This window comes from Pseudocitrobacter vendiensis (assembly GCF_943590815.1).
GTDB classification, from domain to species: domain Bacteria; phylum Pseudomonadota; class Gammaproteobacteria; order Enterobacterales; family Enterobacteriaceae; genus Pseudocitrobacter; species Pseudocitrobacter vendiensis.
The window spans coordinates 117,515-143,328 of the sequence record NZ_CALSBS010000006.1 but is presented as its reverse complement, the minus strand read 5'-3'; the positions used below and the strand labels follow the sequence as shown (position 1 = coordinate 143,328).

General features: G+C 52.7%; 26 protein-coding genes and 1 tRNA gene. 11 read left to right on the top strand and 16 right to left on the bottom strand.

Translation table 11 applies throughout. The features are described 5' to 3' along the window. Positions 1 to 115 precede the first annotated feature (115 nt). Positions 116 to 2,098, top strand: coding sequence for an alkyl/aryl-sulfatase (locus tag NMC31_RS09060; protein ID WP_253897694.1), 1,983 nt, complete (start codon positions 116 to 118; stop codon positions 2,096 to 2,098). Positions 2,099 to 2,142: 44 nt separating this feature from the next. Here NMC31_RS09060 and NMC31_RS09055 read toward each other — a convergent pair whose 3' ends face one another. Then, entirely contained in the window at positions 2,143 to 3,429 is a 1,287-nt protein-coding gene (locus tag NMC31_RS09055) for a citrate synthase (protein WP_253897693.1), read from the bottom strand. Positions 3,430 to 3,672: 243 nt separating this feature from the next. Beyond that, the gene (locus NMC31_RS09050; protein WP_149465145.1) at positions 3,673 to 3,828 is read right to left on the bottom strand and encodes a Hok/Gef family protein; all 156 of its coding nucleotides are present in this window, start codon (positions 3,826 to 3,828) and stop codon (positions 3,673 to 3,675) included. 384 nt (positions 3,829 to 4,212) lie between these two features. Here NMC31_RS09050 and NMC31_RS09045 point away from each other — a divergent pair, with 384 nt between their 5' ends. Next, positions 4,213 to 4,374 carry a hypothetical protein gene (locus tag NMC31_RS09045; protein WP_188016914.1) on the top strand — a complete coding sequence of 54 codons (162 nt, stop codon included), beginning with the start codon at positions 4,213 to 4,215 and terminating at the stop codon, positions 4,372 to 4,374. 75 nt (positions 4,375 to 4,449) lie between these two features. Here NMC31_RS09045 and NMC31_RS09040 read toward each other — a convergent pair whose 3' ends face one another. Next, positions 4,450 to 4,662: a hypothetical protein gene (locus NMC31_RS09040; RefSeq protein WP_149465146.1), complete on the bottom strand. Its 213-nt coding sequence runs from the start codon at positions 4,660 to 4,662 to the stop codon at positions 4,450 to 4,452. A gap of 208 nt (positions 4,663 to 4,870) precedes the next feature. Here NMC31_RS09040 and NMC31_RS09035 point away from each other — a divergent pair, with 208 nt between their 5' ends. The 3 genes from NMC31_RS09035 to NMC31_RS09025 all read left to right on the top strand — a co-directional run bounded on the left by NMC31_RS09035 (position 4,871) and on the right by NMC31_RS09025 (position 6,183). Continuing rightward, positions 4,871 to 5,230, top strand: a complete 360-nt coding sequence (locus NMC31_RS09035; RefSeq protein ID WP_253897692.1) for a DUF4156 domain-containing protein — start codon at positions 4,871 to 4,873, stop codon at positions 5,228 to 5,230. Between the two features lie 177 nt (positions 5,231 to 5,407). Further along, positions 5,408 to 5,641 carry a hypothetical protein gene (locus NMC31_RS09030; RefSeq protein WP_253897691.1) on the top strand — a complete coding sequence of 78 codons (234 nt, stop codon included), beginning with the start codon at positions 5,408 to 5,410 and terminating at the stop codon, positions 5,639 to 5,641. 281 nt (positions 5,642 to 5,922) lie between these two features. Then, entirely contained in the window at positions 5,923 to 6,183 is a 261-nt protein-coding gene (locus NMC31_RS09025; protein ID WP_253897690.1) for a hypothetical protein, read from the top strand. A 52-nt stretch (positions 6,184 to 6,235) separates the two neighbouring features. Here the strand turns inward: NMC31_RS09025 and patD are convergent, their stop codons facing one another. The 6 genes from patD to NMC31_RS08995 form a co-directional block, all read right to left on the bottom strand. Next, positions 6,236 to 7,660 carry an aminobutyraldehyde dehydrogenase gene (gene patD, locus NMC31_RS09020; protein WP_253897689.1) on the bottom strand — a complete coding sequence of 475 codons (1,425 nt, stop codon included), beginning with the start codon at positions 7,658 to 7,660 and terminating at the stop codon, positions 6,236 to 6,238. A 22-nt stretch (positions 7,661 to 7,682) separates the two neighbouring features. Then, entirely contained in the window at positions 7,683 to 8,489 is an 807-nt protein-coding gene (locus NMC31_RS09015; protein WP_253897688.1) for an ABC transporter permease, read from the bottom strand. Next, positions 8,479 to 9,420 carry an ABC transporter permease gene (locus tag NMC31_RS09010; protein ID WP_253897687.1) on the bottom strand — a complete coding sequence of 314 codons (942 nt, stop codon included), beginning with the start codon at positions 9,418 to 9,420 and terminating at the stop codon, positions 8,479 to 8,481. Before NMC31_RS09010 ends, NMC31_RS09015 begins: the two co-directional genes overlap by 11 nt. Then, entirely contained in the window at positions 9,421 to 10,434 is a 1,014-nt protein-coding gene (locus tag NMC31_RS09005; RefSeq protein ID WP_253897686.1) for an ABC transporter ATP-binding protein, read from the bottom strand. A gap of 17 nt (positions 10,435 to 10,451) precedes the next feature. Further along, positions 10,452 to 11,597 (bottom strand): putative ABC transporter substrate-binding protein YdcS, encoded by a 1,146-nt coding sequence (gene ydcS / locus NMC31_RS09000; RefSeq protein ID WP_253897685.1) that lies wholly within the window; start codon positions 11,595 to 11,597, stop codon positions 10,452 to 10,454. 273 nt (positions 11,598 to 11,870) lie between these two features. Continuing rightward, a complete protein-coding gene (locus NMC31_RS08995) occupies positions 11,871 to 13,283 on the bottom strand; it encodes an aminotransferase-like domain-containing protein (protein WP_149465155.1) in 1,413 nt (470 codons plus the stop codon). A 328-nt stretch (positions 13,284 to 13,611) separates the two neighbouring features. Between NMC31_RS08995 and NMC31_RS08990 the strand changes: the two genes are divergently transcribed. Further along, on the top strand, positions 13,612 to 13,809 hold the full coding sequence (locus tag NMC31_RS08990; protein ID WP_149465156.1) for an ECs_2282 family putative zinc-binding protein: 198 nt from the start codon (positions 13,612 to 13,614) through the stop codon (positions 13,807 to 13,809). A gap of 550 nt (positions 13,810 to 14,359) precedes the next feature. Here NMC31_RS08990 and NMC31_RS08985 read toward each other — a convergent pair. After that, positions 14,360 to 14,435, bottom strand: a tRNA-Glu gene (locus tag NMC31_RS08985). 249 nt (positions 14,436 to 14,684) lie between these two features. On the opposite strand from NMC31_RS08985, the gene NMC31_RS08980 reads away from it, so the two are divergent. The 3 genes from NMC31_RS08980 to NMC31_RS08970 are packed head-to-tail and all read left to right on the top strand — an operon-like array spanning position 14,685 to position 17,220. After that, positions 14,685 to 16,082: a cytochrome ubiquinol oxidase subunit I gene (locus NMC31_RS08980; RefSeq protein ID WP_253897684.1), complete on the top strand. Its 1,398-nt coding sequence runs from the start codon at positions 14,685 to 14,687 to the stop codon at positions 16,080 to 16,082. Next, complete coding sequence (gene cydB, locus NMC31_RS08975; RefSeq protein ID WP_253897683.1) at positions 16,082 to 17,092, top strand: cytochrome d ubiquinol oxidase subunit II; 1,011 nt, start codon at positions 16,082 to 16,084, stop codon at positions 17,090 to 17,092. The genes NMC31_RS08980 and cydB overlap by 1 nt, the downstream gene beginning before the upstream one ends. Then, positions 17,092 to 17,220 (top strand): DUF2474 domain-containing protein, encoded by a 129-nt coding sequence (locus NMC31_RS08970; RefSeq protein ID WP_253897682.1) that lies wholly within the window; start codon positions 17,092 to 17,094, stop codon positions 17,218 to 17,220. Before cydB ends, NMC31_RS08970 begins: the two co-directional genes overlap by 1 nt. A gap of 102 nt (positions 17,221 to 17,322) precedes the next feature. Here NMC31_RS08970 and NMC31_RS08965 read toward each other — a convergent pair whose 3' ends face one another. Together NMC31_RS08965 and NMC31_RS08960 are read right to left on the bottom strand one after the other, a co-directional pair. Then, positions 17,323 to 19,281: a peptidase U32 family protein gene (locus NMC31_RS08965; RefSeq protein ID WP_253897756.1), complete on the bottom strand. Its 1,959-nt coding sequence runs from the start codon at positions 19,279 to 19,281 to the stop codon at positions 17,323 to 17,325. A 189-nt stretch (positions 19,282 to 19,470) separates the two neighbouring features. Beyond that, entirely contained in the window at positions 19,471 to 20,052 is a 582-nt protein-coding gene (locus NMC31_RS08960; RefSeq protein WP_253897681.1) for a helix-turn-helix domain-containing protein, read from the bottom strand. A gap of 135 nt (positions 20,053 to 20,187) precedes the next feature. Here NMC31_RS08960 and NMC31_RS08955 point away from each other — a divergent pair, with 135 nt between their 5' ends. Next, positions 20,188 to 21,354 (top strand): benzoate/H(+) symporter BenE family transporter, encoded by a 1,167-nt coding sequence (locus NMC31_RS08955; protein ID WP_253897680.1) that lies wholly within the window; start codon positions 20,188 to 20,190, stop codon positions 21,352 to 21,354. On the opposite strand, the gene NMC31_RS08950 is transcribed toward NMC31_RS08955, so the two are convergent. Beyond that, complete coding sequence (locus tag NMC31_RS08950; RefSeq protein ID WP_253897679.1) at positions 21,331 to 22,206, bottom strand: AraC family transcriptional regulator; 876 nt, start codon at positions 22,204 to 22,206, stop codon at positions 21,331 to 21,333. The genes NMC31_RS08955 and NMC31_RS08950 overlap by 24 nt on opposite strands. A gap of 182 nt (positions 22,207 to 22,388) precedes the next feature. Here NMC31_RS08950 and NMC31_RS08945 point away from each other — a divergent pair, with 182 nt between their 5' ends. Further along, entirely contained in the window at positions 22,389 to 23,297 is a 909-nt protein-coding gene (locus NMC31_RS08945; RefSeq protein ID WP_253897678.1) for a DMT family transporter, read from the top strand. A gap of 33 nt (positions 23,298 to 23,330) precedes the next feature. On the opposite strand, the gene NMC31_RS08940 is transcribed toward NMC31_RS08945, so the two are convergent. From NMC31_RS08940 to tehA, 3 genes are all read right to left on the bottom strand, one after another. Next, positions 23,331 to 23,999, bottom strand: coding sequence for a DUF3313 domain-containing protein (locus NMC31_RS08940; protein WP_253897677.1), 669 nt, complete (start codon positions 23,997 to 23,999; stop codon positions 23,331 to 23,333). Between the two features lie 195 nt (positions 24,000 to 24,194). Next, positions 24,195 to 24,791 carry a tellurite resistance methyltransferase TehB gene (gene tehB, locus NMC31_RS08935; RefSeq protein WP_253897755.1) on the bottom strand — a complete coding sequence of 199 codons (597 nt, stop codon included), beginning with the start codon at positions 24,789 to 24,791 and terminating at the stop codon, positions 24,195 to 24,197. Between the two features lie 2 nt (positions 24,792 to 24,793). Beyond that, entirely contained in the window at positions 24,794 to 25,792 is a 999-nt protein-coding gene (tehA, locus tag NMC31_RS08930) for a dicarboxylate transporter/tellurite-resistance protein TehA (protein ID WP_253897676.1), read from the bottom strand. Between the last annotated feature and the right edge of the window lie 22 nt (positions 25,793 to 25,814).

Sequence of the window (25,814 nt, the reverse complement as noted above, 5' to 3'; positions counted from 1 at the left end):
CTATTGAACACCTTAAACCAATTAACTCACACACTGAGATGGTTACTGACTTTCAATAACACGAAGGTATTGTAATCACTATTATTTATCAAAATAAACCATTCATTGAGGACATATGAAACTCAATAAAATTACAGGCTATATTGTTTTAACCAGTCTGCTATCAACATCACTATTTTCCTTTTCTGCCATGGCACAGGAAAATACTAAAGTGGCCACTGAATACACTAAAAGCGCAAATGAAGCGCTTTATAATCAATTACCCTTCTCTGACGCCACAGATTTTTCCAACGCGCATAAAGGGTTCATCGCTGCATTACCGTCAAATGTCATAACCGGTGACAAAGGAAACGTCGTATGGAATCCACAGCAATATGATTTCATCAAAGAAGGAACCAAAGCGCCTGACACGGTCAATCCCAGCCTCTGGCGCCAGGCCCAGTTAATAAATATTGGCGGTCTGTTTAACGTCACCGATGGCGTATATCAAATTCGTAATCTTGATCTCTCGAATATGACCATTATTGAGGGTAAAACCGGGATTACTGTTATCGACCCTCTCGTTTCGGCAGAAACAGCGAAAGTCGGGATGGATCTTTACTATAAAAATCGGGGCAAAAAACCGGTGGTTGCGGTGATATTTACCCATAGCCACGTTGACCATTATGGCGGTGTAAGAGGCGTCGTTAACGAAGCTGATGTTGCCAGCGGAAAGGTTAAAATCTATGCGCCAGCCGGCTTTATGAAAGAAGCCGTATCCGAAAACATTATGGCCGGGAATGCCATGAGCCGCAGGGCCAGCTATATGTACGGTAATCTTCTGAAGCCGGACGTTAAAGGTCAGGTTGGTGCAGGATTAGGCACCACGACATCAGCCGGTACAGTTACGCTGATTGAGCCAACAAATTATATTACTGAAACCGGACAACAGGAGAATATTGACGGCCTGATCTATGACTTTATGATGGCTCCCGGTTCTGAAGCGCCCTCTGAGATGTTGTGGTACGTAAAAGAGAAAAAAATGATTGAAGCTGCTGAGGATGTCACCCATACCCTGCATAATACCTACTCTTTACGCGGCGCCAAAATTCGTGATCCTCTGGCCTGGTCAAAATATATTAATGATGTTATCAACCGCTGGGGCGGTGATGCTGAGATTATCATCGCACAGCATCACTGGCCGACATGGGGTAATAATAACGTCGTTAATCTGATGAAAAGCCAGCGTGATATGTACCGTTATATCAACGATCAGACATTACGCCTGGCAAATAAAGGGCTTACGCGTGATGAAATTGCCGATAACTTTAAACTCCCTTCCGGGTTAGCTAATTCCTGGGCAAGCCGTGGCTATTACGGTTCCGTTAGCCATGATGTGAAAGCCACCTATGTATTTTATCTTGGCTGGTTTGATGGCAACCCGGCAACCCTCGATGAATTACCGCCTGAAGCCTCGGCGAAAAAGTTTGTTGAGTATATGGGCGGTGCCGATGCGATTATGCAGAAAGCGAAAGCCGATTATGCGCAGGGTCATTATCGCTGGGTGGCACAGGTCACCAGCAAAATAGTCTTTGCCAACCCAGATAATCAGGCGGCCCGTCATCTGGAAGCGGATGCCCTGGAGCAACTGGGTTATCAAGCCGAATCAGGCCCGTGGCGTAACTTCTACCTCACCGGCGCGCAGGAGTTGCGTAACGGTGTGGTGAAAGGCCCAACGCCAAATACCGCCAGCCCGGATACGGTGCGGGCAATGTCCCCGGAGATGTTCTTTGATTATCTCGCGGTCCATATTAATGGTGAAAAAGCCGCCAATGCGAAAGCCATTTTCAATGTCGATTTAGGAAACGATGGCGGTAAATATAAACTGGAGCTTGAAAACGGGGTGCTGAATCATACAGCGAACGTACAGGCAGATAATGCGGATGCGACGATTACACTGAATCGCACGACGCTGAATAAAATTATTCTGCAAGAAGAGACGCTGAAGCAAGCCCAGACGAAGGGTGAAGTGAATATTACGGGAGACAGTACAAAACTCGATCAGATGCTAAGTTATATGGATAAATTCGAGTTCTGGTTCAATATTGTGACACCATAAAATCGAACGCCTTCTGTCATTGCCTGGCAGAAGGCGTTCTACGACTATTTACTGCTGCGGCGGGAGACATAATCCCGTTGCGTTTCGCCGGTATAAATCTGGCGCGGACGGTAGATAGTCAGCGGGGACTGATGCATCTCGTTCCAGTGTGCCACCCAACCCAGCGTACGGCCCACCGCAGCCACCACCACAAACATGGAAGATGGCAGGCCCATCGCTTTCAGGATCACCGCCGTGTAGAAATCTACGCTCGGCGACAGTCCATTTTCAACAAACCAGGGATCGGTCAACGCCACCTCTTCGAGGGCCATCGCAACCTGTAGCAGGCTGTCAGACATGCCCTGCTCCTTCAGCACACGATGACAGGTATCGCGCAGGATCGTCGCACGAGGATCAAGATTGCGGTAACGCGAGTTACCAAACCCCAAACGGCGGAACGCCTGCGGATCTCGCTTCGCATTGCGAAGGAACGCCGGTACCTGATCGACCGTTTCAATCTCTTCCAGCATGCGCATGCTGGCTTCATTCGCACCACCGTGCATCGGGCCCCACAACGAGGCCAGTCCTGCCGCCACGCAGGCGAACAGATTCGCTCCCGATGACCCCGCCGCGCGAACCGTTGTGGTCGACGCGCACTGGCCGTGATCGGCGTGCAGCACCAGAATCTGGTTCATCGCCTGTTCAATCACCGGATTAAGCTGATATTTCTCCGCGGGTATCGCAAACAGCATGTGCAGGAAATTGCCCGCATAGGAGAGATCGTTACGCGGGTATTGCGCGGGTTGTTCGATGCTAAATTTATAGCTCATTGCCGCCAGTGTCGGCATTTTTGACAGTAATCGCGTCGCCGCCAGCGCCCGGTGTTCAGGGTTTTCCACATCCAGCACATCGTGATAGAACGCCGCCAGCGCCCCCACCATGGCGCACATCAGCGCCATCGGATGCGAGTCGCGACGAAAACCGCTGCACATCTTTGACATCTGTTCATGCACAAGCGTATGTCGCGTAATGTTTTGCCGAAAGGCTTGATAACGGGATTCGTCCGGTGCATGGCCTTCCAGCAAAATGTAAGCCACTTCCAGAAAATCGCACTGACTGGCCAGTTGCTCAACCGGATAACCACGGTGTAGCAGAATGCTTTTATCCGTATCGATGTAGGAAATCGCTGACTGACAGCCCGCCGTGTTAGAAAAACCGGGATCAAAGCCGCATAAACCAGACTGGTTCAGCGCCCGAATGTCCATACCATCGTGCCCAAGCGTTGCTGACACGCGGTCCAGCATTACTGGCGCCTGCCCGTCCAAAGAAAGCGTTAGTGGTTTAGCACCCATCAGTAAGTATCCCCTGTGCAATACGAAGCCATAACCTGAGGTAATGTTTCAGGCAGAAAAACCAACATAACCAGAGCGATGGGGCGATTCTTTGATGTAAACGGCTAAAACGACGATAAAACGTGCGATGGATAAAAAACGGAGGTTTTTTATGGCTGCTTGTTCAAAAACTCAAAAAAAAGGGTGCATTGAAGATACCTGCCTGCACATGAGATTGGCGGGGATAACTCCCCGCCTTGTCTCTTACTGTTTAGAGTCACACGCGGTGAAAACAGCAACCTCCGTTTGGTTTGTCCGGAAGTGGACCTCACAGAGATCCTTCCGCATCGCCAACACCGCAAAAATCACGGTGATACAGATGATAACCAGGGCAATTAAGCCCGAACGCTGCCGTTTCATAGCCTGCTTCTCCTTGACCCGAGGGTCTGTAAGAGGCTAATCTTATGTTGCTAGGCATAGATATGGCCTCAGATTAATGTTTAACGTCTTGCCGGACGTTGAATATGTCTGGGGCTTTTTTCTATCTGCCTTTTGGCCAATGCCTGAGACAGATAGCCTCAAGCACCCGACGCAATATTACCTCTTCTTCTCTCTACTCCCGCAGTCTGAAAGCGGACCTGCCGTACTGTTCATTGGCGTTAATCCTGGCTTTCAACGCTGAAGAAACGGTTGAAGAACCAGCAATCAGGGAGATTCTGTGAAGATTACCGCTCGTTGCGATCCTGATATATAGACCTGTGTTATACATGCCGCGTTCAATTGAAGAATGTATCAGGAAGCGTTATGAAAAAATTTGCGATGATCTTTGCCATTATTCTGGCGACGGCAACCGTCAGCGGTTGCGCACCATGGTGGGGACCGGGTGGACACGGTGGCCCTGGCGGGCATGGTGGCCAACATTCAGGCGGACCAGGCAATGGTCAAGGTGGCCCAGGCGGTCGTTAATCAATATGATTGCCCAGCCCAATCGTTCTGGGGATTGCAAAATACACCGCCCGAAGGCGGTGTATGCCAGGTTTGTTAGTGATGTACTAATTCACCAGAGCTGTGTTTTGGCCCGAGCCGTCCCGCCTCTTTTAAGATTTCCTCAATGAGTTCCTCAAGGCACTCTTTGCCATGATGGTCGCATACCAGATGCACCTGCCGCGATATTTCTTCCGTCTGCATACCGTCACACAATGCCGATTTAAGCATCACCGCTGCCCAGCGTTTCGCTTCAGAGTGAGTTAACATAACCCCTCCCGATTCAGGATACCTTTCTAAGCGTAGCCCTCCGCATGCAAATAGCCAGCATGAGAATAATCACCAAGAGAAACAAATTATGTCAGATGAATTTATTCCTGATACATCAGTGCGGTCCACTCATATTAATTGCTTACATTGATTATTAATTAAAACTGGATTAGTCTGCATCAGAAAAATCGCAACTGGATAATAAGTAATGAAGAAGAAAATGATAGCTCTGTTTGTCATCAGCCTGGCCGGGTGTAGTGCAAATAGTGTACAAAGTAATGCGGCCCACGTCAGAGTGACAAATAATGAACCAGGCCGTGAGTGTAAATTTCTGGGCGATGTAACGGGAAGTCAGGGTAACTTCTTTACAGGTGGATGGACATCGAACAGTAATCTCGAAACTGGCGCGCGTAATGACCTGAAAAATAAAGCCGTAGATATGGGTGGCAATGTGGTGGCAATCATTACCCAGAGAGCGGGCCAAACAGGCAGTGCTTATGGTGGTACAGGTTCTTCTGAACAGACCAACGTAACATTATCCGGCAATGTTTATCGCTGCCCGGAATAATAGCCAGGCCCAGCAATGGGCCTTTAAATTAAGTGCTAATTTAATAATAAAACACCCTGCAATTCTCAATCTTCAGAAAATCCTTCAAAGAGAAAATTCTCATAATAATTTACACGCGAAAAATTAAACTAGAATTAATCTTGAGGTTTTCATCAACGTGAAATGGAGGATTGATCATTGTCTATTCAACACGACGAAAAAGGCCAAATTGTTATTGGAGAGGCTGCCCTCGCGCTTGCACTTAGCGAGAGAGAAATTAGTCTGAATACACTCATCATGCAGCTATCCCGGATGGAAGCTGGCTGCGTAACGAATGAGCGCATACAGTCTATCGTCAAAGCCAGAAACTGGCTGATGAGCTTCGAACATCCACAGGATGCCGCGGCATGTCTGCCCTACCTTAACAGTTAAGATTTACCGTCTTTATCTCGAGTAGAAGCATATTCATGGACGTAATCCGGTTTTCACCGGAAAACGGCGAAGACAACCTCAACGGTTACGCGTAAGCGTTTTCCGGCTGGAATATCTGTCAGGGATGACACCTCATTAACTTTATACAGTTATTCTCATCATTAAGCTGACACGACCATATTAATCAGATTTTTCCTGCGAAAGCATACCTCTCATTAATCTACACTGAATATTTATACTTGCGAAAATATTTAATTCCGTCCTGATAACCAGGAGACCAAATGGCTGATTTAAATGAACGCATTGAAACCCTTGAGAAAACGCTTGCTGATCTAAGGCTTGATCTTCAGGCATCCGGGATTGCTATCACCGTATTAACGCATGTAATTAATAAGATGAGTGGCGACCCAGGCTACGTAGCAAGTCTGTATGAGGAAAAAAATAGTTCGGCTCCTTTGGTTAAGTTTAACCATCCGGAGCAGGATGGTTATGAGGAAAAACTTACGGACAAAGTGCTGGCGCTGATTGCTAAAACACAATGATTCAGATATCTATAAAGGAAATGGCTGAATAAAATCAGCCATTTCCCTGCCCTTAATGCTTCACCATCACATGCCGCACGACCGTATAATCTTCCAGCCCATACAGCGACATATCCTTGCCGTATCCCGACAGTTTCTGCCCTCCGTGCGGCATTTCACTTACCAGCATAAAGTGGGTGTTGACCCAGGTGCAGCCATATTGCAACCGTGCGCTGACGCGATGCGCGCGGCCGACATCCTGCGTCCACACGGAGGACGCCAGCCCATACTGTGAGTCGTTCGCCCACGCCAGCACCTGGGCTTCATCATCAAATGCGGTCACACTCACCACCGGGCCGAAAACTTCACGCTGTACAATGTCATCCTGCTGCCTTGCGCCCGCTAACAGCGTTGGCAGAAAGTAATACCCTTTCCTCTCCGCTTTTTGACCGCCGGCGATCACCTTGACGTGGGGCAGCGCTTTCGCTTTGTCTACCGCCGCGCTAACACGTTCAAGGTGGGCAATCGAACTCAGTGGCCCCAGTTCAGTACTCTCATCATTCGGATCGCCGATTTTCAGGCTGGACACTGCCGCGCCGAGTTTTTCGACTAACCGCTCATAGATCCCTTTCTGCGCATAGATGCGACAAGCGGCGGTACAATCCTGTCCGGCATTGTAGAAACCGAAGGTGCGCACGCCCTCAACCACGGCATCAATATCCGCATCATCAAAGACAATCACCGGCGCTTTCCCGCCCAGTTCCATATGCGTGCGTTTTACCGAGGATGCAGTATGCGCAATAATATGCTCCCCGGTAGCGATTGAACCGGTCAGTGACACCATACGAACTTTAGGGTGTCCAGTCAGCGGGTCGCCGACGGTTTTCCCTCGCCCAAACAGCACGTTCAACACGCCTGCCGGGAAGATATCTTTCGCCAGTTCAGCCAGCGCCAGCGCGGTGAGCGGCGTGATCTCGGACGGTTTGATCACCACGCAGTTGCCTGCCGCCAGCGCCGGAGCCAGTTTCCAGGCCGCCATCATCAGCGGATAGTTCCACGGGGCAATAGAGGCAACAACACCGACCGGATCGCGTCGGATCATGGACGTGTGCCCTTCCAGATATTCTCCCGCCGCCAGGCCATTGAGACAGCGTGCCGCACCGGCAAAGAAGCGGAAAACATCAACAATGGCCGGAATCTCATCATTGAGTACGCAGTGTAATGGTTTACCGCAGTTTAATGACTCCAGCTTTGCCAGCGTTTCGGCATGCGCTTCGATGGTATCCGCCAGCGTTAACAGGCATTCCGCACGGTGCTTCGGCGTGGTTTGCCCCCACTCAACGAAGGCACGGTCGGCCGCCTCCACGGCCGCGTTCACCTGCTGAGGAGACGCCTCGGCTATCTCCAGCAATACCGCGCCCGTTGCCGGGTTGTACACAGGCTGCGTTTCACCTTCACCCGCTACCAGCTCCCCATTAATCAATAAGTTATGTTGCATCGCTGTATCCTGTCTGATTGAGTTATTTACCACCGCTGGCCGCTGTCTCATCATCACGAGTCAGCCACCATGCCCCTAAAATTGGTATTGCTGTAATCATCATCACCAGAAGCGCCACAACATTGGTAACCGGAACATCACGCGGCCTGCCAAGCTGATTTAACAACCAAAGCGGCAACGTGCGCTCATGGCCTGCCGTAAAGGTCGTCACGATGATTTCATCAAACGACAGCGCGAAAGCCAACATTCCGCCCGCCAGCAGTGCGGAGCCCAGATTCGGCAGAATGACATAGCGGAAGGTTTGCCAACCGCTGGCCCCAAGATCCATCGACGCCTCGATCAGGCTCCAGGAGGTCCGGCGAAAACGCGCAATCACATTATTGAATACCACCACCACGCAAAACGTGGCGTGCCCTATCACTATCGTCAGCAAACCGGGTTCAAGCTCCACCGTTTTGAAGGCGCTGAGCAGCGCCAGGCCCGTCACAATACCCGGCAAAGCAATCGGTAACAGCAGCAGCAACGAAATAGCGTTTTTGCCAAAAAACTCACTGCGCCAGAGCGCAGCGGCGGCCAACGTTCCCAGAACCAGCGCGATAGCCGTCGATAACGAGGCAATTTTAAGTGACAGTGTCACCGCATCAAAGATATCGCTGCGCCCGGCGGCTTCACTAAACCAGCGTAGCGTGAGCCCTTGCGGCGGGAAGCTAAACGCGGCGTCCTCGGTGTTGAAGGCGTAGATAGCGATGATCAGCAGCGGGAAGTGAAGAAATATCACGCCGCCCCAGGCCGCGATACGAACGAACAACGGTGCGCGATTAAAGTGCATCGAAGGCTCCCAGGCGTTTCACAAACGCCAGATAAAGCGCGATCAGCACAATGGGGACCAGCGTAAACGCGGCGGCCATTGGCATATTGCCTATCGCCCCCTGCTGGGAATAGACCATGTTGCCGATAAAATAGCCCGGCGGCCCCACCAGCTGCGGAACGATAAAGTCGCCGAGCGTCAGTGAAAAGGTAAAGATGGAGCCTGCCGCCACGCCGGGAATCGCCAGCGGCAATACCACATAGCGAAACGTCTGACGCGGGTGCGCGCCCAAATCGGCGGAAGCCTGCATCAACGACGGCGGAAGACGCTCCAGCGCCGCCTGAATCGGCAGAATCATAAAGGGCAGCCAGATATAGACGAACACCAGAAAGCGCCCCAGCCCCGAGGTGGATAGCGTATTTCCGCCGACACCTGGCACGGTCAAAATCACGCTTAACACACCGCCGAGCCCCATATGGTTGAGAAACCACTGCGCCACGCCATCTTTCGCCAACAGCAGCGTCCAGGCATACGCCTTAACGATATAACTGGCCCACATCGGCAGCATCACGGCGATGTAGAAAAACGCCTTCATCTTGCCCGAGGTGTAGCGCGCCATGTACCACGCCATCGGAAATGCCAGAATGGCGCTGGCAATCGTCACCGCGATTGCCATGGTGAGCGTACGCAAAATGATGTCATAGTTGGCCGGGTTAAACAGCGCCTGAAGATTCGCCAGGGTGAGATCCGGCGTTACTGACATGGTGAAATCGTCGAAGGTATAGAACCCCTGCCACAACAGCGTCAGCAGCGATCCAAAGTAAACAACGCCGAACCACATCAACGGCCCCAGCAACACTAAAAAGAGCCCGAGCGCGGGTTTACGCCAGAACAGACCGGAAAGCCACGCGGAACCGGCGGAAGGGCTGGATTTGCTGATACTCATCTCCATTTACCTCCCTCCATCCAGTGGCACCATCGCGTCACGCGACCACGATGCCAGCACTGTCTGTCCGGTTTGCGGGCCGCCGGGAGTCAGTTCCGAAGAAAAGTTGGCTTCACTGACCAGCAGTTTTCCGCCGCCTTCCAGTCGCAGTTCAAAACGCGTGGCGGCCCCCTGATATTGCACCGACTGCACGACGCCGCGGGCCTGAATTTCCCCTGGCGTATTCAGACGAATATGTTCCGGTCGCAGCGACCAGTTGCCGCTCATTCCGCAAAGTGTTGTCGTCTGTTCAGAATCAAAGACGTTCGAGGTGCCGACAAACCCGGCGACAAACGGCGTGCGTGGGCGCAAATAGAGTTCTCGCGGCGTGTCCACCTGCTCAATCCGACCATTATTGAACACCGCGACCCGATCGGACATCGACAGCGCTTCGCCCTGATCGTGGGTGATAAAAATAAAGGTGATCCCAAGTTCCTGTTGCAGCTTTTTCAACTCAACCTGCATCTGTTCACGCAGTTTGAGATCCAGCGCGCCCAGCGGTTCATCCAGCAGCAGAACGCGCGGCTGATTGACCAGCGCACGCGCGATTGCCACACGTTGACGTTGTCCGCCGGAAAGCTGTGACGGTTTACGATCCCACGCAAATCCCAGGGCCACCTGGTCCAACGCCTCTCGCGCCCGGGCATGACGTGCTTTCTTCGCCATGCCTTTTACCATCAAGCCATACGCGACATTGTCGAGAATCGACATATGCGGAAACAGCGCGTAATCCTGGAACACGGTGTTCACATCACGCTCCCACGGCGGGAGCTCACTGGCCTGACGGCCAAAAATAGAAATCGTGCCGCCTGAAAGCTGTTCAAAACCGGCAATCAACCGCAGGCAGGTGGTTTTGCCAGAGCCCGAAGGCCCCAGCATCGAAAAGAACTCCCCGTCGTGGATAGCAATACTGACGCCATCCACCGCACGAACCTCACCATACAGACGGGAGACATCATGAAACTCTACTGCGTACGTCATGTTTCACTCCCGGGCGATCAGCGGCCACCCATAATGGCGATATAATCCTGCGTCCAGCGGCTGTAAGGCACATATTTCCCACCTTCCGCCACCGGCGTTTTCCAGAATGCAATTTTGTCGAAGAAGTTATAGCCGTTGGTTTCACAGCCTTTGTCGCCCAGCAGCGGGCTGGCTTTACAACCTTCTGCCACCACCGGCAGCGAGCCGAACCAGGCCGCCACGTCACCCTGAACTTTTGGCGTCAACGACCAGTTCATCCATTTGTACGCACAAACCGGATGTTTCGCCTCAGCATGAAGCATGGTGGTATCCGCCCAGCCAGTGACGCCTTCTTTCGGGAAAACCGTGGCAATCGGCTGGCCTTCGCCTTTCAGGCCGTTAGCCTGATACGGCCACGCGCTGGACGCCACCACGCCTTCGTTTTTAAAGTCGCTCATCTGGACGGTGGTGTCGTGCCAGTAGCGGTGGACTAACCCATGCTGATCGCGCAGTACTTTCAGCACCGCCTGATACTGTTCTTCGGTCAGTTGATAAGGATCGTCAATACCCAGCGCCGGTTGCGTGGCTTTCACAAACAACGCCGCATCGGCGATATAAATCGGGCCATCGTAGGCCTGAACGCGGCCCTGGTTGGATTTGCCATCCGACAGATTTTGTTTCACAAAGACAACGTTCCAGGAGTCCGGCGGCGTCGGGAATATTTTGGTGTTATACATCAGCAGGTTTGGCCCCCACTGATACGGCGTACCGTAGACTTTGCCACCGACGTTAAACCAGGCGCCTTTTTCCAGACGCGGATCGAGGGTTTTCCAGTTAGCGATCAGATTAGGGTTAATCGGCTGCACGCGTTTGCCCATAATCAGGCGCAGCGAGGCGTCGCCAGACGCGGTGACAAGGTCATAGCCGCCCTTCGCCATCAGGCTCACCATTTCATCTGACGTCGCGGCGGTTTTAACGTTAATTTTGCAGCCGCTCTCTTTTTCAAACTGGCTCACCCAATCGTACTGTTTATCCGTTTCGCCCCGTTCGATGTAACCCGGCCAGGCGATAATATCCAAACGCCCTTCTCCTTTATCGAGTGATTCAGGCGGTTCGGCGGCGTGCGCCACAGCGATAGTCATCCCGAGCGCGCACAGGCTGCTGCAGGCAAATTTCTTGCTCATAAAGATTTACTCCTGTCACAATGAAATTGAGCGGCAGCCGTGCCGTAAAAATATCTCCCTCATTTAAAATAGATGGCGTAACTCAAGGCCTCGCGGGCGCGCGAAGAAATTTGTGCAGGTTGTGACAAAGTACGCATTCCGCGTATCTGAACGGGTGACCTGCTTAGAATATGGATTATAGACAAGGAGTTAGGGCGTGATGCGGCTATGCGAATTTCCTATGACCGCGGCGGAATAAAATAACCCACGGCCATTGTTCAAACATAACGAAAATTAATTCAGAAGCTGACGAATGAGTTTACCGAGTATTTCCACTGCGCGATCTTCTCGCTCTCCCCAGCCCCACGCGGTATTAAAACGGAAAAAGGATGCCCAGTTATCGGTGGTGGAAAACATTTTGCCCGGTGCAATGCTGATGTGATGTTCAAGCGCCATTGCACTAAGCACGCCCGCATCAATTCCGGCGGGCAACTCCAGCCATAGGAAATAGCCGCTGTCGTTATGGTGAATTTTGACTTCCGGCGGCAGATGACGCAGCAACGCCTGCCACGCCTGCTGTTTACGCTCAGCCAGTTGGCGGCGCAGACGCCGCAAATGCGCGTCATATCGTTTGGTGGCGAGATAATCCACCAGCGCCATCTGCATCGGCGAGCTGGTTGAGAGCGTGCTCATCAACTGCAAATGCTGAATACGCCGGGCGTGCTTGCCTGCAGCCACCCAGCCAATCCGAAAACCCGGCACCAGACACTTGGAAAAAGAGCTACAGTGCAGCGTCATATCGTTGCGGTCCCACGCTTTCGCGGGGAGGGGTTTATCGCGACCAAAGTAGAGCTCGCTGTACACATCATCTTCGATCAGGGTTACATTGTGCGACGTCAGTAAAGTCACAAGCTGTGCCTTCTTCTCTGGAGATAGCGTGAAACCCAGCGGGTTCTGGCTGTTGGTCATCAGCCAGCAGGCTTTCACCGGATAATTTTGCAGCGCCTGCGCCAGCGCATCGAGATCGATCCCTTCTTTCACATCCGTCGCCACCGAAAGCGCTTTGAGTTTCAATCGCTCCAGCGCCTGCAATGCACCGTAGAAACAGGGGTTTTCAACGATCACCCAATCACCCGGCTCGGTCACCGCCTGCAGGCTGAGATTCAGCGCTTCAAGCGCCCCGGCGGTGATCACTATCTCATCAGGAGAAACGGTTATGCCCTGCAACGCATAACGTCGGGCGATGGCGTGACGCAGTTCATCATTGCCCGGTGGCAGGTTTTCAATCACGCTCATCGCCGTCGCGGTTTTACTTACCTGCGCCAGTGAGCGGTTTAACTGTGGCAGGGGAAACAGCCGTGGGTCAGGAAACGCCGAGGCAAAAGGCAACACAGACGCATCACGGCTGGCCTGTAACACCTCGAAAATGTAGGTGTTGATATCAACGGCTTCATCACGCATTACCTGCGCAGGCGGACGGCTGGGCCGTTGCACGACCGGACGCGGCGCAACGTAATAGCCAGATTGCGGACGGGCGATGATTCGTCCCTGACTTTCCAGCAACTGATAAGCGTGGCTCACGGTCATAAAACTCATGCCGCTGTTCACCACCTGCTCGCGCAGCGACGGCAACCTGTCGCCAGATTGCCAGACGCCATTCTCTATCTGATCCGTCATCTGTTGCGCAAGCCGCTGGTATTTTTTCATCGTTTTGTCCGATTTACGATTGAGCAACCTGCATCTTATAACAGTTTTACAAAAACTTCATTTTCGTGTAACTGTTATGAATAGTCCGAAAGTGCGTTTTTTCTGAAGTACGTATTAGACATAAACGCGACGAACAATAATCATGAGTATATTCGACTGCTACCCATCATGGGGAATGGTCAATTACCGCTGTAACAATAACACTGTGTGAAAGCGTACGGATTTGTAAAAAGTATTAAGAATCAGCCAGGAATGAAATCCAGACTGGAATAGATGCGCTGATGAGACAGGAATTATAGAGGACGGTAATATGGCGTTAAGGAGCGTTATGCAGGATCACACCTATTTATGCCCGGACTGCGACGAACCTATATTTAAACCGGGTACAGTCATTTACACCCCGGAAGAGATAAGCAACTGTCGCTGCCAGGAATGTGGCCGCGCGTACACGCCTGAAGATGTGATCAACCAGGCGCGTAAAGCTGCCGCAGACCTGCTACGCAACGCTCTGCACTACCACGAGTGAACGCCAATGCTGATGCTTAGCGCCAGTAAGTATGTCTTTTCTTGATTGGCCCACGGAATAACGAGGGAGCGGCTTTCTTACTGCGAGTCAATAACATAAGCAGCACACACATAAAGCTAATAAAACCTAAAAAAACGCCCTGACCTGCGGCGATCATTAGGTGCATTAAAGATGTATATTCAACGATCATATCAGCCAGACTTCTTTATACTCTTACTGCCCACTGCGTGTGGTTAAAAATTCAGCAAAAGAAAATGTGTAATTATCAGAAAAGGGGTTTATTAGCCGACGAAGGAAATGACACGTCGGTTAACCGGCGCAAATTATATGACAGGATGCAGTAAAAACGGAACTGCTAATTATGGCAATCGCGCGATGCGTCACAGGAAAAAGATTGCAAAATGTTAAGTAAAAACTCAATCGCCCATTTACCGCAATGCTGCAATTTTGTTAACTCATAACATCAGATTAGCCGCCGTTCCCTCGATAGCCCCTACCCATGCGCAGGAGAAACAAGAGGCAGGATGCCTCTATCAAGTCACCCAAAATGTGGACCGCCATCGAGGCCTCGAACCCCGTCCCTTCCAATCGAAAATCGTCTGCTCTTCCAGTTGAGCTAATGGCGGTTTGTACCTACATGCTAAACAACGAGCGGCAGAGTAATCCTCTCTACTTCAATGAAAGTTAAACAAAAATTTGGAACCGAAAAAACTTAACGTTCCTTACATTTCGCTCAGTCATTCGCACGACGAATCTCCTCCGGATGTATAACAGTTAACGCAACTGTTATCTAAAAACATCGCTTTGCTGTACATGTCACCGAATTGTTACGCACCTTACAATTTGACCGAACAAAAATTGATGCGGAGTTTTGCATGTTTGGTCTTGATGCGTTTCACCTGGCGCGAATACAGTTCGCCTTCACCGTCTCCTTTCACATTATCTTTCCCGCCATTACTATCGGGCTTGCAAGCTATCTGGCGGTGCTCGAAGGGTTATGGCTTAAAACCCGTCAACCGATCTGGCGCTCGCTCTACCATTTCTGGTCGAAGATTTTTGCCGTTAACTTTGGGATGGGCGTCGTTTCCGGGCTGGTAATGGCCTACCAGTTTGGCACTAACTGGAGCGGTTTCTCACAATTTGCAGGCAGTATTACCGGCCCGCTGCTGACCTATGAAGTATTAACTGCCTTTTTCCTCGAAGCAGGCTTCCTCGGCGTGATGCTTTTTGGCTGGAATAAAGTCGGGCCGGGATTACACTTCTTCGCCACCTGTATGGTGGCGCTGGGCACGCTTATCTCGACATTCTGGATCCTCGCGTCAAACAGCTGGATGCAAACACCGCAGGGCTTCGAAATAGTGAACGGTCAGGTAGTCCCGGTTGACTGGTTCGCGGTGGTCTTCAACCCTTCATTCCCCTATCGCCTGTTGCATATGACGGTGGCGGCTTTCCTGAGCAGCGCTCTGTTTGTCGGCGCGTCTGCGGCCTGGCATCTGCTGCGCGGTAATAACACGCCGGCTATCCGCACCATGTTTTCGATGGCCCTGTGGATGACGCTTATCGTCGCGCCCATTCAGGCCATGATTGGTGATATGCATGGTTTGAATACACTGAAACATCAGCCGGCAAAAATAGCCGCCATTGAAGGTCACTGGGAGAATCCGCCGGGCGAGCCTACGCCACTGCTGCTGTTTGGCTGGCCCGATATGGCGCAGGAGCGCACCCGCTATGGCCTTGAGATCCCCGCGTTGGGAAGCCTGATCCTCACCCATAGCCTCGACAAGCAGGTTCCGGCGCTGAAAGAGTTTGCCAAAGAGGACCGCCCTAACTCCACCATCGTCTTCTGGTCATTTCGCATTATGGCGGGTCTTGGCATGCTGATGCTGCTGTTAGGCGTGGCCGCGCTGTGGTTACGAAAAAAGCAGCGTATCTATGTTTCGCGCCCCTTCTTATGGTTTGCGCTGCTGATGGGGCCATCTGGTTTAATCGCCATACTGGCCGGATGGGTGACCACTGAAGTGGGGCGTCAGCCGTGGGTCGTTTATGGCCTACAGCGCACGGCGGATGCGGTTTCCGCGCACGGTGATTTGCATATGAGCATCAGTCTGCTGACGTTTTTTGTGGTCTACAGCTCGGTCTTCGGCGTCGGATACAGCTACATGGTGCGCCTGATCCGCAAAGGGCCGCAGGATTTCACCCCGCCTACTGATGGTACGCCTGCGCGTCCTCTTTCCGCGGCGATTACCCCCTCTCATTCACAGGAGCAGCACTGATGGGCGTCGACCTCTCTATTATCTGGTTTGTAATTATCGTCTTCGCCACCCTGATGTACATCGTGATGGATGGCTTTGATTTGGGGATCGGTATTTTGTTCCCGTTCACCCGTAACGCCGCCGACCGTGACGTGATGGTAAACAGCGTTGCCCCGGTGTGGGACGGCAACGAAACCTGGCTGGTGTTGGGCGGCGCGGCGTTGTTTGGTGCATTTCCGCTGGCCTATGCGGTGATCATCGACGCGCTGACTATCCCGTTATCGTTGATGCTGATCGGCCTGATTTTTCGCGGCGTGGCATTTGAATTTCGCTTTAACGCGACGCCATCGCATCGCCCTTTCTGGGATAACGCTTTTCTCTGTGGCTCAATTCTGGCGACGTTCAGCCAGGGCGTGGTGGTCGGTGCGGTACTGAACGGTTTTCCGGTGGTTAACCGTACCTTCGCCGGTGGCCCGTTCGACTGGCTGACGCCGTTTACGCTGTTCTGTGGAGTGGGCCTGGTCGTGGCCTACGCCCTGCTGGGCGCAACCTGGCTGGTCATGAAGAGTGAAGATCCATTGCAACGTATTATGCGCCGCCATGCTCGTGGGTTATTGATGGCACTGTTGGCGGTGGTTGCGGTGATTAGCGCGTGGACACCGCTGGCGCATCCAGCCATTGCGCAGCGCTGGTTTACGCTACCTAACCTGTGGTTCCTGTTACCGGTTCCGGTGCTGGTGATGGCCCTAAGCCTTGTCATCTGGCGCGCGCTGGCCCGCCCGGAATCCCATGCCCAGCCGTTTGTCTTAACGCTGGTACTGATTTTCCTCGGTTTTAGCGGGCTTGGGATCAGCATCTGGCCGCACATTATTCCGCCCGATATCACCCTGTGGCAGGCGGCTGCGCCGACGCAGAGTCAGGGCTTTATGCTGATTGGCTCCCTGCTGATTATTCCCATTATTCTGGTTTATACCTTCTGGAGCTACTACGTCTTCCGAGGGAAGGTTCAACATGGCGAGGGGTATCACTGATGCAAAAATCATGGCTTCAGCGGCTATTCTGGCTGGTCGCAATCTGGGGCGGCAGCGTATTAACGCTGGCAGTAGTGGGATATTTATTTCGTTTAATGATGACCGCCGCCGGATTTAAATCCGGATAATACGCTACAACAATGGCAATACAATGCCAGCGCAGCCGCGTTAATTCAGGCACAATCGGTCCCCTCTCCCTGTGGGAGAGGGTTACGCTGAGGAATGAGCGCTTACTTGCGCTTCGGCAACGTCTTCAGCAACTCTTCCGGGCTGACCGACCCGACCACGCTTCCCGGCAACGGCATTTTCAGGATGTGATTCTTGATTTTCCCGACGACGTGCATTTCACACGGGCGACAATCAAACTTCAGCGTCAGCACCTCATCACCGTGAACAAGCTGCATCGGCGTGGCGCGCCAGCTCTTAATTGACCCTTTCGCCTGTTTCGGGCACAAATTAAAGGCAAAACGCAGGCAGTGTTTGGTGATCATCACCGGCACATCGCCCTTCTCTTCATGCGCTTCATACGCCGCATCAATAAGCTTCACGCCAAAGGTCTGATAGAATTCGCGCGCTTTGTGGTTGTAGACGTTTGCCAGGAAACTAAGGTGCGTTTCCGGATACACCGGCGCTGGCGTACTGACCGGTTTACGGCTGCCGCGTTGATACGCCGCCAGTCGCGCCGTTTCAAGCATTTCTACAGTTTCACGACGCAGCTGATTCAGCACGCTGTTTGGGACAAACAACGCTTCCGCTAACTGCACGTCGGCGCGGCGCGGGTAATAGCGGGTCTGCCCCAGCTTGGCGATGCCGTCCTGCAACTGGCTCAACGCTTTCTCCGCATTGTTGGCCGGGGCGAATTCGCCATCCAGCGTATGGGTCACGCTGACGCCATCCTCGCTGGTCATGGTTAATACCAGTTGCTCCTGCCAGCCCGACAGTTCAACGTCCACACCGATGCGGCGCTCGCTGGAGGTTTTCAGCAACGCCTGCTGCCAGTTATGGTCAAGGTTACGGTTAAGGACGTGATTCGGACGCACCTTGTACAGTTCGGCAGGCATTTCGTTTGGCCAGACGCGATAACGGTTTGCACCGGTTTTCTCAACCGTATTCGCACGGAAGCCCACCACTTCGCGTTTAATCAGCACGTTCAGGCCATCGCCATTGGCTAACGGTTCGGTCACTTCCACGTCCAGGTGATCTTTGCTGACTTTCAGCACTTCACCGACCGGCAGACCAACGAACTTCGGCGAATCAAAAGCACCAATATCGCCTTTACGGGCGTTAACGAAATAGTCGGTGCTACCGCGATGGAACGTTTTATCGGTGGACGGAATAAAGAAATGCTCAGTACGCCCCGCTGAAGCACGCGCCAGGTCGCCACGTTCTTCGATAATCGCATCAAGCATCTGCCGATAATGGGCGGTGATATTTTTCACGTAGCTCATGTCTTTGTAGCGCCCTTCAATTTTGAAGGAGCGTACGCCCGCATCAATCAACGCGCCAAGGTTGGCGGTTTGATCGTTATCTTTCATCGACAGCAAATGTTTTTCGAACGCCACCACGCGCCCCTGATCGTCCTTCAGGGTATACGGCAGACGACAAGCCTGTGAGCAATCACCACGGTTGGCGCTGCGCCCGGTCTGGGCATGGGAGATATTGCACTGACCGGAATAGGCCACACACAGCGCGCCATGAATAAAGAATTCGATGGTTGCATCGGTGCTTTCATGGATTGCCTGAATCTGTTGCAGGTTCAGCTCGCGCGCCAGCACAATCTGACTGAAGCCCACATCAGAAAGGAATTTCGCTTTCTCAACGCTGCGAATATCGCACTGTGTACTGGCGTGCAACTCAATGGGCGGGATATCCAGCTGCAATATGCCCATATCCTGCACAATCAATGCATCCACGCCGGTCTCGTAGAGATCGGTAATCAGCTTCTGCGCGGGCTCCAGCTCATCATCATGAAGAATGGTATTAAGGGTGATAAAAATCTTCGCACCGTAGCGATGGGCGAAAGGCACCAGTTCGGCAATATCACTCAGGCTGTTGCTGGCATTATGGCGAGCACCAAAGCCAGGGCCGCCGATATAAACCGCGTCTGCACCGTGAAGAATGGCTTCGCGGGCAATCGCCGTATCTCGGGCCGGGCTCAGTAATTCAAGATGATGGTTTTGCAGGCGCATACTGTCGTTGTTATCCGTTGGGGTCAAAATGGCGGCTATTGTAGTCAGATCCTGGCGCAGACCAAACACTTTTCCACCCCGTCTGCGCGGTCAATTTCTCTTTTCCGGCAAAGTATCGAAGAATTAACTATTTCCACGCGCTCACCGGGCCGATTACAGTAGGCACGTATTCCGGATTTCCTCGTCACGTTATTGATGATTACTGTCTTTATGACGCACCGCAAGCTCGCTTGCGGTTTTTTCTTTTGGGTAGTGAATCAGCGAATGAAAATGCACGGGCTGGTCGCCACTGTTGCGATAAGCATGGGCTTCATCACCCGCGAAACGTAACCCTTCCCCTGGCGTCAGGCTGCGCCACACACCCGCCACGCACATATCGAGGGTACCGCTGATGGCAACGACGTGCTCAATGACACCTTTTTCATGCGGCGTCGATTCACTCAACGCGCCCGGAGCCAGCACGATGGAAAAATGATCGAAGCACAGTTCCGGGTCCCACGGAAAAACGGGCGTAACGACCATCGCCTGCTGCTGTGGATCAAACGCACCTGGGGCCTCAACCTGCGGTGGCGTAATAAAGACTGAAAACGGCACATTCAAGCCGGTGGCGATTTTCCATAGCGTCGCCACCGTGGGGCTGGATTCATTACGCTCGATTTGCCCAAGCATCGCTTTGGACACGCCTGTCTCTTCCGCCAGCCTCGACAGACTCCACTCGCGCTGCTGGCGCAGCATTTTCAGCGTGGCTGACAGATGTTGTGCAATATTCATATCACCTCTCCAGTGCAGAAACGGCTTTATTATATCAAAGGTTTACTGAACAGCCTGTGCTAATCATCACTACTTGTGCGTTATAGCGCACAGTGCTACAGTTCTTTTGGACGCTATAACGCACAAGAGGTCAATATGTTCACTCGTTTTTGCCCGTTCCCGACGCTGTTGGCCGGGTTTGTCGCGGTGCTGGTGGGCTACGCCAGCTCAGCGGCCATCATCTGGCAGGCTGCTGCCGCTGCCGGGGCAACTGCCACGCAAATCGCCGGATGGATGACGGCATTGGGGCTGGCAATGGGGATCAGCACGCTGGCGCTGACGCTATGGAAAAAAGCACCCATTTTAACGGCCTGGTCAACGCCCGGCGCGGCGCTACTGGTGGGCGGCTTAGAGGGCGCAACGCTCAACGAGGCGGTAGGGATTTTTATTTTCGCGAACGCGCTGATTGTACTGTGCGGGGTAACCGGGTTATTTGCCCGGCTAATGAAATGGGTTCCGCATTCACTGGCGGCGGCAATGCTGGCGGGGATCTTACTGCGTTTCGGGTTACAGGCGTTTTCCAGCCTGCAAAATCACCTTATCCTCTGCGGTAGCATGCTGCTTGCCTGGCTTCTCAGTAAAGTCTTCGCGCCACGTTATGCGGTCGTGGCCGCCTTGATAGTCGGTAGTCTGGTGGCCTGGCTGGGTGGTGAGCTGCAGTACAATACGCTTTCATTCGCCCTCGCTGCGCCTGAATTTATCCCGCCACATTTTTCTCCCGCGCTGCTGTTAAGCGTGGGTATCCCTTTTTTCCTGGTCACCATGGCCTCGCAGAATGCACCGGGATTTGCCACATTACAGGCTTCGGGCTATCACATTCCCGCCTCCCCGTTGATCGTTTTTACCGGGGCGCTGGCGTTACTGTTCGCGCCGTTCGGCGTTTACTCCGTTTGTATCGCCGCGATTACTGCGGCTATTTGCCAGAGCCCCGATGCCCATCCGCAAGCCGCGCAACGCTGGCGTGCCGCCGCCGCTGCTGGCGTATTTTATCTGTTGGCAGGCCTATTTGGCGGGTCGATCACGGCGTTGATGGCATCGCTTCCCGCCGCCTGGATTGAAATGCTGGCAGGGCTGGCACTCCTGGGAACCCTGAGCGGCAGCCTGTATCAGGCGCTGCAACAGGCCAATGAACGTGACGCGGCAATGGTTACTTTTTTGGTCACCGCCAGCGGGCTTTCGCTCGCCGGCGTCGGCTCAGCGTTCTGGGGATTAATACTGGGTGGCGCAAGTTATGCGCTGCTATCGCAGGTGCGACGCGCGTAGTTGCGATGGCGTAACGCCCTGCACGCGTTTAAAGCGATTGCTGAAATGGCTGGCCGAGCTAAATCCGCAGGCCAGCGCGATATCGGTCAGGGGCAATGCCGTATTCTGCACCAATTGCTCTGCGTGATGCATACGTCGTTGCATCACATACTGATGCGGCGCAAGGCCGGTTGACTGACGAAACATACGCGCAAAATGGTATTCGCTGAGCGCGGCCTGCGCAGCCAGATCCGCAAGCGTCAGCGGCTGCGACAAGTTGGCGTCTATCCACGCCAGCACATTGCGCAGCACCGACGGCGCAAGACCGCCGGTCACCGAGGGCAGTCGCCACTGAACAGAGGCGTAATTCTGGATAAGATGCGTCAGCAGCAGTGTACTGGCGCTGCTCAACGTCAACTGGTTCGCAGGTTGCTGCCAGTCGCAGCTCAGCAGGAACTGACGATAAAGCGCAGTGATTTTAGCGTCATCGGCAAAGGATTTTTCCTCAAGCTGAATGGCTACCGGGCTTCGGTCCCAGATCTGCTCGCCAATGCGTTTCAGATGCTGGTCTGTGCAATAAAGATGAACGAAAGAGAGGTCACCGCGAATATCCCACGTTGATTCACAGGATTGCGGCATCAGGCAGAAGCGATCCGGGCCCCCGCCGTTTTTCCAACCCTGCGGCGTTTTCTGATAACTTTCATAGCCATCCGCCACATAAAGGCTCAGCGTATGATGATCGCTTTCAACGGTGACAGTGTCACAATTATTATACCAGGCCGCAAGCTGGATACCTGAGTTAAGCACAACCGTTTCACGCAGCACGGCGTTCTGACTTTGCAGGCGTTCCAGAGTAGCGTAGGAATGTGTCATTGGCGGTCTGTATCACGATGATTCATAGACCTAGTCTATGTAGCGATGCCCATGATTGCCAGAGTTGTTCGACCCTGCTCACAAAAAATCCGCAAGAATTTGCAAGTCTGTGGCAAGACGCTGCAAGCGCCATCCAGCGAGCCCCGTCAAACTGGATTTTTCTGAGTCATTGAGGAACGCGCATGAACGCACTGCTCTACATATTGGTTGTCGCCATCTGGGGCACAACGTGGATCGCCATTTTTTTACAACAAGGCCCGGTACCGGCAACCGTGTCTATCTTCTGGCGCTTCGCAATCGCCAGCGTCACCATGCTGACGATTCTGCTCCTGACTCGCCGTCTGCGCCGCCTCGCCTTACGCGACCATCTTTTTTGCATCTTGCAGGGTTGCTGTGTATTCGGCTTTAACTTCTGGTGTTTTTACACCGCCGCAAGCTGGATTAACACCGGGCTGGAATCGGTGATTTTCTCTATGGCGGTGCTGTTTAACGCCATCAACAGTTTTCTCTTTTTTCGCCAGACGCCGCCAGGGCGCTTTTTCCTTGCGGCACTGCTGGGACTGGTCGGGATTATCACCCTGTTCTGGGACGATCTTCAGGTCTCCGGGCTCAGCAGTACGATGCTGCCGGGCATTCTGTTGAGCGCGCTTGGCACGTATGGCTTCTCGCTGGGGAATATGCTCAGCATCCGCCACCAGCGACGCGGGCTGGAAACGCTGACCACCAATGGCTGGGCGATGCTCTACGGCACGTTGATCATCGGCGCAATCGCTCTGTTACGCGGCGAAAGCTTTACGCCACAGTGGACCATGAGCTATCTCGGTGCCCTGTTCTACCTGGCTATTTTTGGCTCGGTGATTGCCTTTGGCGCTTACTTCACCCTGGTAGGCAGAATCGGTGCCAGCAACGCGGCGTACAGCACATTACTGTTTCCACTGGTCGCGCTGACGCTCTCGACGTTGTATGAAGGTTATCAGTGGCATGTCAACGCCATTATCGGGCTGGTACTGATTTTGGTCGGGAATCTGGTGATGTTTGCGCGAATACCCGCGTGGCTTTTGAGAACGCGCCTTAAAATGAAACAGGCGTAAAAAATCGGGTGGCCTGGGCCACCCGATTTCCGTTTATTTCATTGCCGGGTCAAATTTGACGGCATCCACCGCCATATCGTCGATAGTTTGCTTCAGGGTTTGCAGGGTCATCGGGGTATTCTCATTGTTGAGGTCTTTCCCTTCGCCTTTACGTACCACTTTCACCACCGGTTTATTGGTTGCCGCATCGATCAACTCGCCCTCGAAGAAGAGATGGGTATCCATGGTACGGTGACCCGTCGCCATTTGGGTACCCGCAACCACCAACGCGACAGGGACTACCTCATAGAACTGAAGCCCTTCGTTGCTGGAGTTTACCGCCGTAATCGCGCCGCGGAAAATCAGGCTATGCGGGCCAGGTTGGGTCACGATTTTTTTATGTTGAGAGACAGCCTGTTTAATCTGTTGATCGGTGTAGTTACGAATATCATCCAGCGCTTTCTGACCAATTTGGGTGCTGGGTTTTGGCGTCGGATAATAAGTCACCGGGTTATAGACAATACTGTCATAGTTTTTCGGATTGTAATTAGGATCCACCCAACGCAGGGTCGGTTTGCCCGTTGCGGAGGTGGTTTCCTGCAGATTCGAATAATCTTTTAAAAAGCCGGAATACTGCGTAGGTTCCGCGACTTTCGATGCACAACCAGACAGAGCAATAACACCGGCAAGGGCCGCAACTTTGAAGAACGTATGAGTACGCATGGGTTTGATCCTGATAGAGGTACGATTTCAAAAGAGTTATAGCAAAGGAATGAGCCCGGTGTTGTTGCAAAAATGGTTGTCGCTCGCAATTTATAGAAAAAAAATAATTAGTTAGCAGGCGAATAAAAAATTACCGGCGTAATTTTTAGCCGGTAATTTATGATATGAAAAAGCTAATAGTGGGACTTTTAGCCGTTATGCCGTTTTTTGCGCCAGCATCGTGGCAAAACGCAGTCTAATACGATTGCCATTGGCATCAGTACGGTGCAGTTCACCTGGATTCTCGTTATATTTAAGTAAGTTCCAGCCTGCATAGTAGTGACGAAGTTCATCAGTTTTAAACGCAAAAGGGAAACCCACGGTACAAGGATAGTCTTCAGTATCCATCGCTGCGACAATCAGGTTATATCCGCCGGGCTGCGTACAACGCTGCATATTCGCAATCAACCCAGGAATCGTTTCCGGTTGCAGGAACATCATCACTACGGTCGAAAGAATAAAGTCGTATTCCCCGTCAAAGCTCAGTGTGTTGAGATCTTTAATCGCCGATTGCACATTCTCCAGCCCTTCTTCACGACGGATCGATTCCAGGTTAGTGATGCTTGCCGGATTCTTATCCCATGCCGTAACGTCAAAACCGTTTGCAGCAAGGTAAAGCGTGTTACGCCCGTTACCGCAGCCGAGATCCAACGTTTTGCCAGGCTTAATCACTTTCGCCGCCTCCAGCACCTCGGAATGCGTACGGGTCAGACCATATTTTTCACTGAAGTAGTTTTCATCACGAATCGTCATCATCAATCCTTACTTTTCTCTAAAACAGAACGGTCGACACGGACCAGCAGTTTCCCCTGAAGCAATAACACCAGCGTGCGTATCAATAACAGGCCAATAATGAAATTGGTAAAGATAAACATCGGCAACGCCAGGTGATGGTAGAAACCGACGCCACTGGCATGGCCGAGATGCAGCGCCGTCGTGGCAAGCGCGGAGATACCAAACGAGAAACTCCAGAACGACGCATTAAAAGCCTGACGCAGATACCAGGGCATCAGGCGTAGCATAAACAGCAGTTGAAGCAGGCCATAACCAAACAGCATTTTGGCGAAGACATCCGCGTGCCCGCCGTTGACGCTCAGCCATGCGCTACAGGCCACCAGCGCCGGAGCAAGTTGAATACCCAAAGAGGTACGCAGCGGCACCGGTAATTCGCCACCGCTACGCAAGCGCTGAACGATAGCCGGTTCGAGCGTGATCCATGAAATTACGCCCGCCCCCAGAAACGCCAGCCCGGCGTCGTTAAAACCCAGCGCGCCGCAGGCCATGGTGCTGATAAAGTTATTCGCCACAGTCGGTAAATAAAGCCCCGGCGTGGTGGCGCCTTCGGGATGTTCTCCGCGCCACAGCCCCGCGGTTTGCCAGGCGGCGTAAGCCAGTTGCAGCGTCACCCCCACGGAAAACAGCACCAGCGCAATCGGCCTGTCCCACGGCGTGACGCCAATTGACACCAGCATCGTTGTTGCCGGAAACAGGCTGACAAAACTGCTGGCAATCGGATGTCGCATTTCATCGATAACGCTATGTGGAAAGTGTATCGCCCGGCTGATAAACGCCAGCGCCAGCAAGCTCCACATCACGATCGCCAGAATCACCAGACCGTCGCCAATCGCCCGGTTCACTGGCCAAATCGTGCTGGCATAACGCCAGGCAAACCCCATCCCGATGGTCCCCAACACCATGCCAAAATAGCCAGCGGGTAAATTCAACACCTTGCTCTCACACTTCGAATTCTTCATTTTGTTTATAATATCAACTAAA

Excerpts from the sequence above, each read along its gene's own strand:
- patD (WP_253897689.1), bottom strand. The coding sequence starts at position 7,660 with ATGCAACATAACTTATTGATTAATGGGGAGCTGGTAGCGGGTGAAGGT.
- NMC31_RS09055 (WP_253897693.1), bottom strand. The coding sequence starts at position 3,429 with ATGGGTGCTAAACCACTAACGCTTTCTTTGGACGGGCAGGCGCCAGTA.
- NMC31_RS08950 (WP_253897679.1), bottom strand. The coding sequence starts at position 22,206 with ATGACACATTCCTACGCTACTCTGGAACGCCTGCAAAGTCAGAACGCC.
- NMC31_RS08980 (WP_253897684.1), top strand. The coding sequence starts at position 14,685 with ATGTTTGGTCTTGATGCGTTTCACCTGGCGCGAATACAGTTCGCCTTC.
- NMC31_RS09050 (WP_149465145.1), bottom strand. The coding sequence starts at position 3,828 with ATGAAACGGCAGCGTTCGGGCTTAATTGCCCTGGTTATCATCTGTATC.
- tehA (WP_253897676.1), bottom strand. The coding sequence starts at position 25,792 with ATGAAGAATTCGAAGTGTGAGAGCAAGGTGTTGAATTTACCCGCTGGC.
- NMC31_RS08965 (WP_253897756.1), bottom strand. The coding sequence starts at position 19,281 with ATGCGCCTGCAAAACCATCATCTTGAATTACTGAGCCCGGCCCGAGAT.
- tehB (WP_253897755.1), bottom strand. The coding sequence starts at position 24,791 with ATGACGATTCGTGATGAAAACTACTTCAGTGAAAAATATGGTCTGACC.
- NMC31_RS09025 (WP_253897690.1), top strand. The coding sequence starts at position 5,923 with ATGGCTGATTTAAATGAACGCATTGAAACCCTTGAGAAAACGCTTGCT.
- cydB (WP_253897683.1), top strand. The coding sequence starts at position 16,082 with ATGGGCGTCGACCTCTCTATTATCTGGTTTGTAATTATCGTCTTCGCC.
- NMC31_RS09060 (WP_253897694.1), top strand. The coding sequence starts at position 116 with ATGAAACTCAATAAAATTACAGGCTATATTGTTTTAACCAGTCTGCTA.
- NMC31_RS08945 (WP_253897678.1), top strand. The coding sequence starts at position 22,389 with ATGAACGCACTGCTCTACATATTGGTTGTCGCCATCTGGGGCACAACG.
- NMC31_RS09010 (WP_253897687.1), bottom strand. The coding sequence starts at position 9,420 with ATGGAGATGAGTATCAGCAAATCCAGCCCTTCCGCCGGTTCCGCGTGG.
- NMC31_RS09015 (WP_253897688.1), bottom strand. The coding sequence starts at position 8,489 with ATGCACTTTAATCGCGCACCGTTGTTCGTTCGTATCGCGGCCTGGGGC.
- NMC31_RS08940 (WP_253897677.1), bottom strand. The coding sequence starts at position 23,999 with ATGCGTACTCATACGTTCTTCAAAGTTGCGGCCCTTGCCGGTGTTATT.
- NMC31_RS09005 (WP_253897686.1), bottom strand. The coding sequence starts at position 10,434 with ATGACGTACGCAGTAGAGTTTCATGATGTCTCCCGTCTGTATGGTGAG.
- NMC31_RS09035 (WP_253897692.1), top strand. The coding sequence starts at position 4,871 with ATGAAGAAGAAAATGATAGCTCTGTTTGTCATCAGCCTGGCCGGGTGT.
- NMC31_RS08955 (WP_253897680.1), top strand. The coding sequence starts at position 20,188 with ATGTTCACTCGTTTTTGCCCGTTCCCGACGCTGTTGGCCGGGTTTGTC.
- NMC31_RS08970 (WP_253897682.1), top strand. The coding sequence starts at position 17,092 with ATGCAAAAATCATGGCTTCAGCGGCTATTCTGGCTGGTCGCAATCTGG.
- NMC31_RS09045 (WP_188016914.1), top strand. The coding sequence starts at position 4,213 with ATGAAAAAATTTGCGATGATCTTTGCCATTATTCTGGCGACGGCAACC.
- ydcS (WP_253897685.1), bottom strand. The coding sequence starts at position 11,597 with ATGAGCAAGAAATTTGCCTGCAGCAGCCTGTGCGCGCTCGGGATGACT.
- NMC31_RS08990 (WP_149465156.1), top strand. The coding sequence starts at position 13,612 with ATGCAGGATCACACCTATTTATGCCCGGACTGCGACGAACCTATATTT.
- NMC31_RS08995 (WP_149465155.1), bottom strand. The coding sequence starts at position 13,283 with ATGAAAAAATACCAGCGGCTTGCGCAACAGATGACGGATCAGATAGAG.
- NMC31_RS09040 (WP_149465146.1), bottom strand. The coding sequence starts at position 4,662 with ATGTTAACTCACTCTGAAGCGAAACGCTGGGCAGCGGTGATGCTTAAA.
- NMC31_RS08960 (WP_253897681.1), bottom strand. The coding sequence starts at position 20,052 with ATGAATATTGCACAACATCTGTCAGCCACGCTGAAAATGCTGCGCCAG.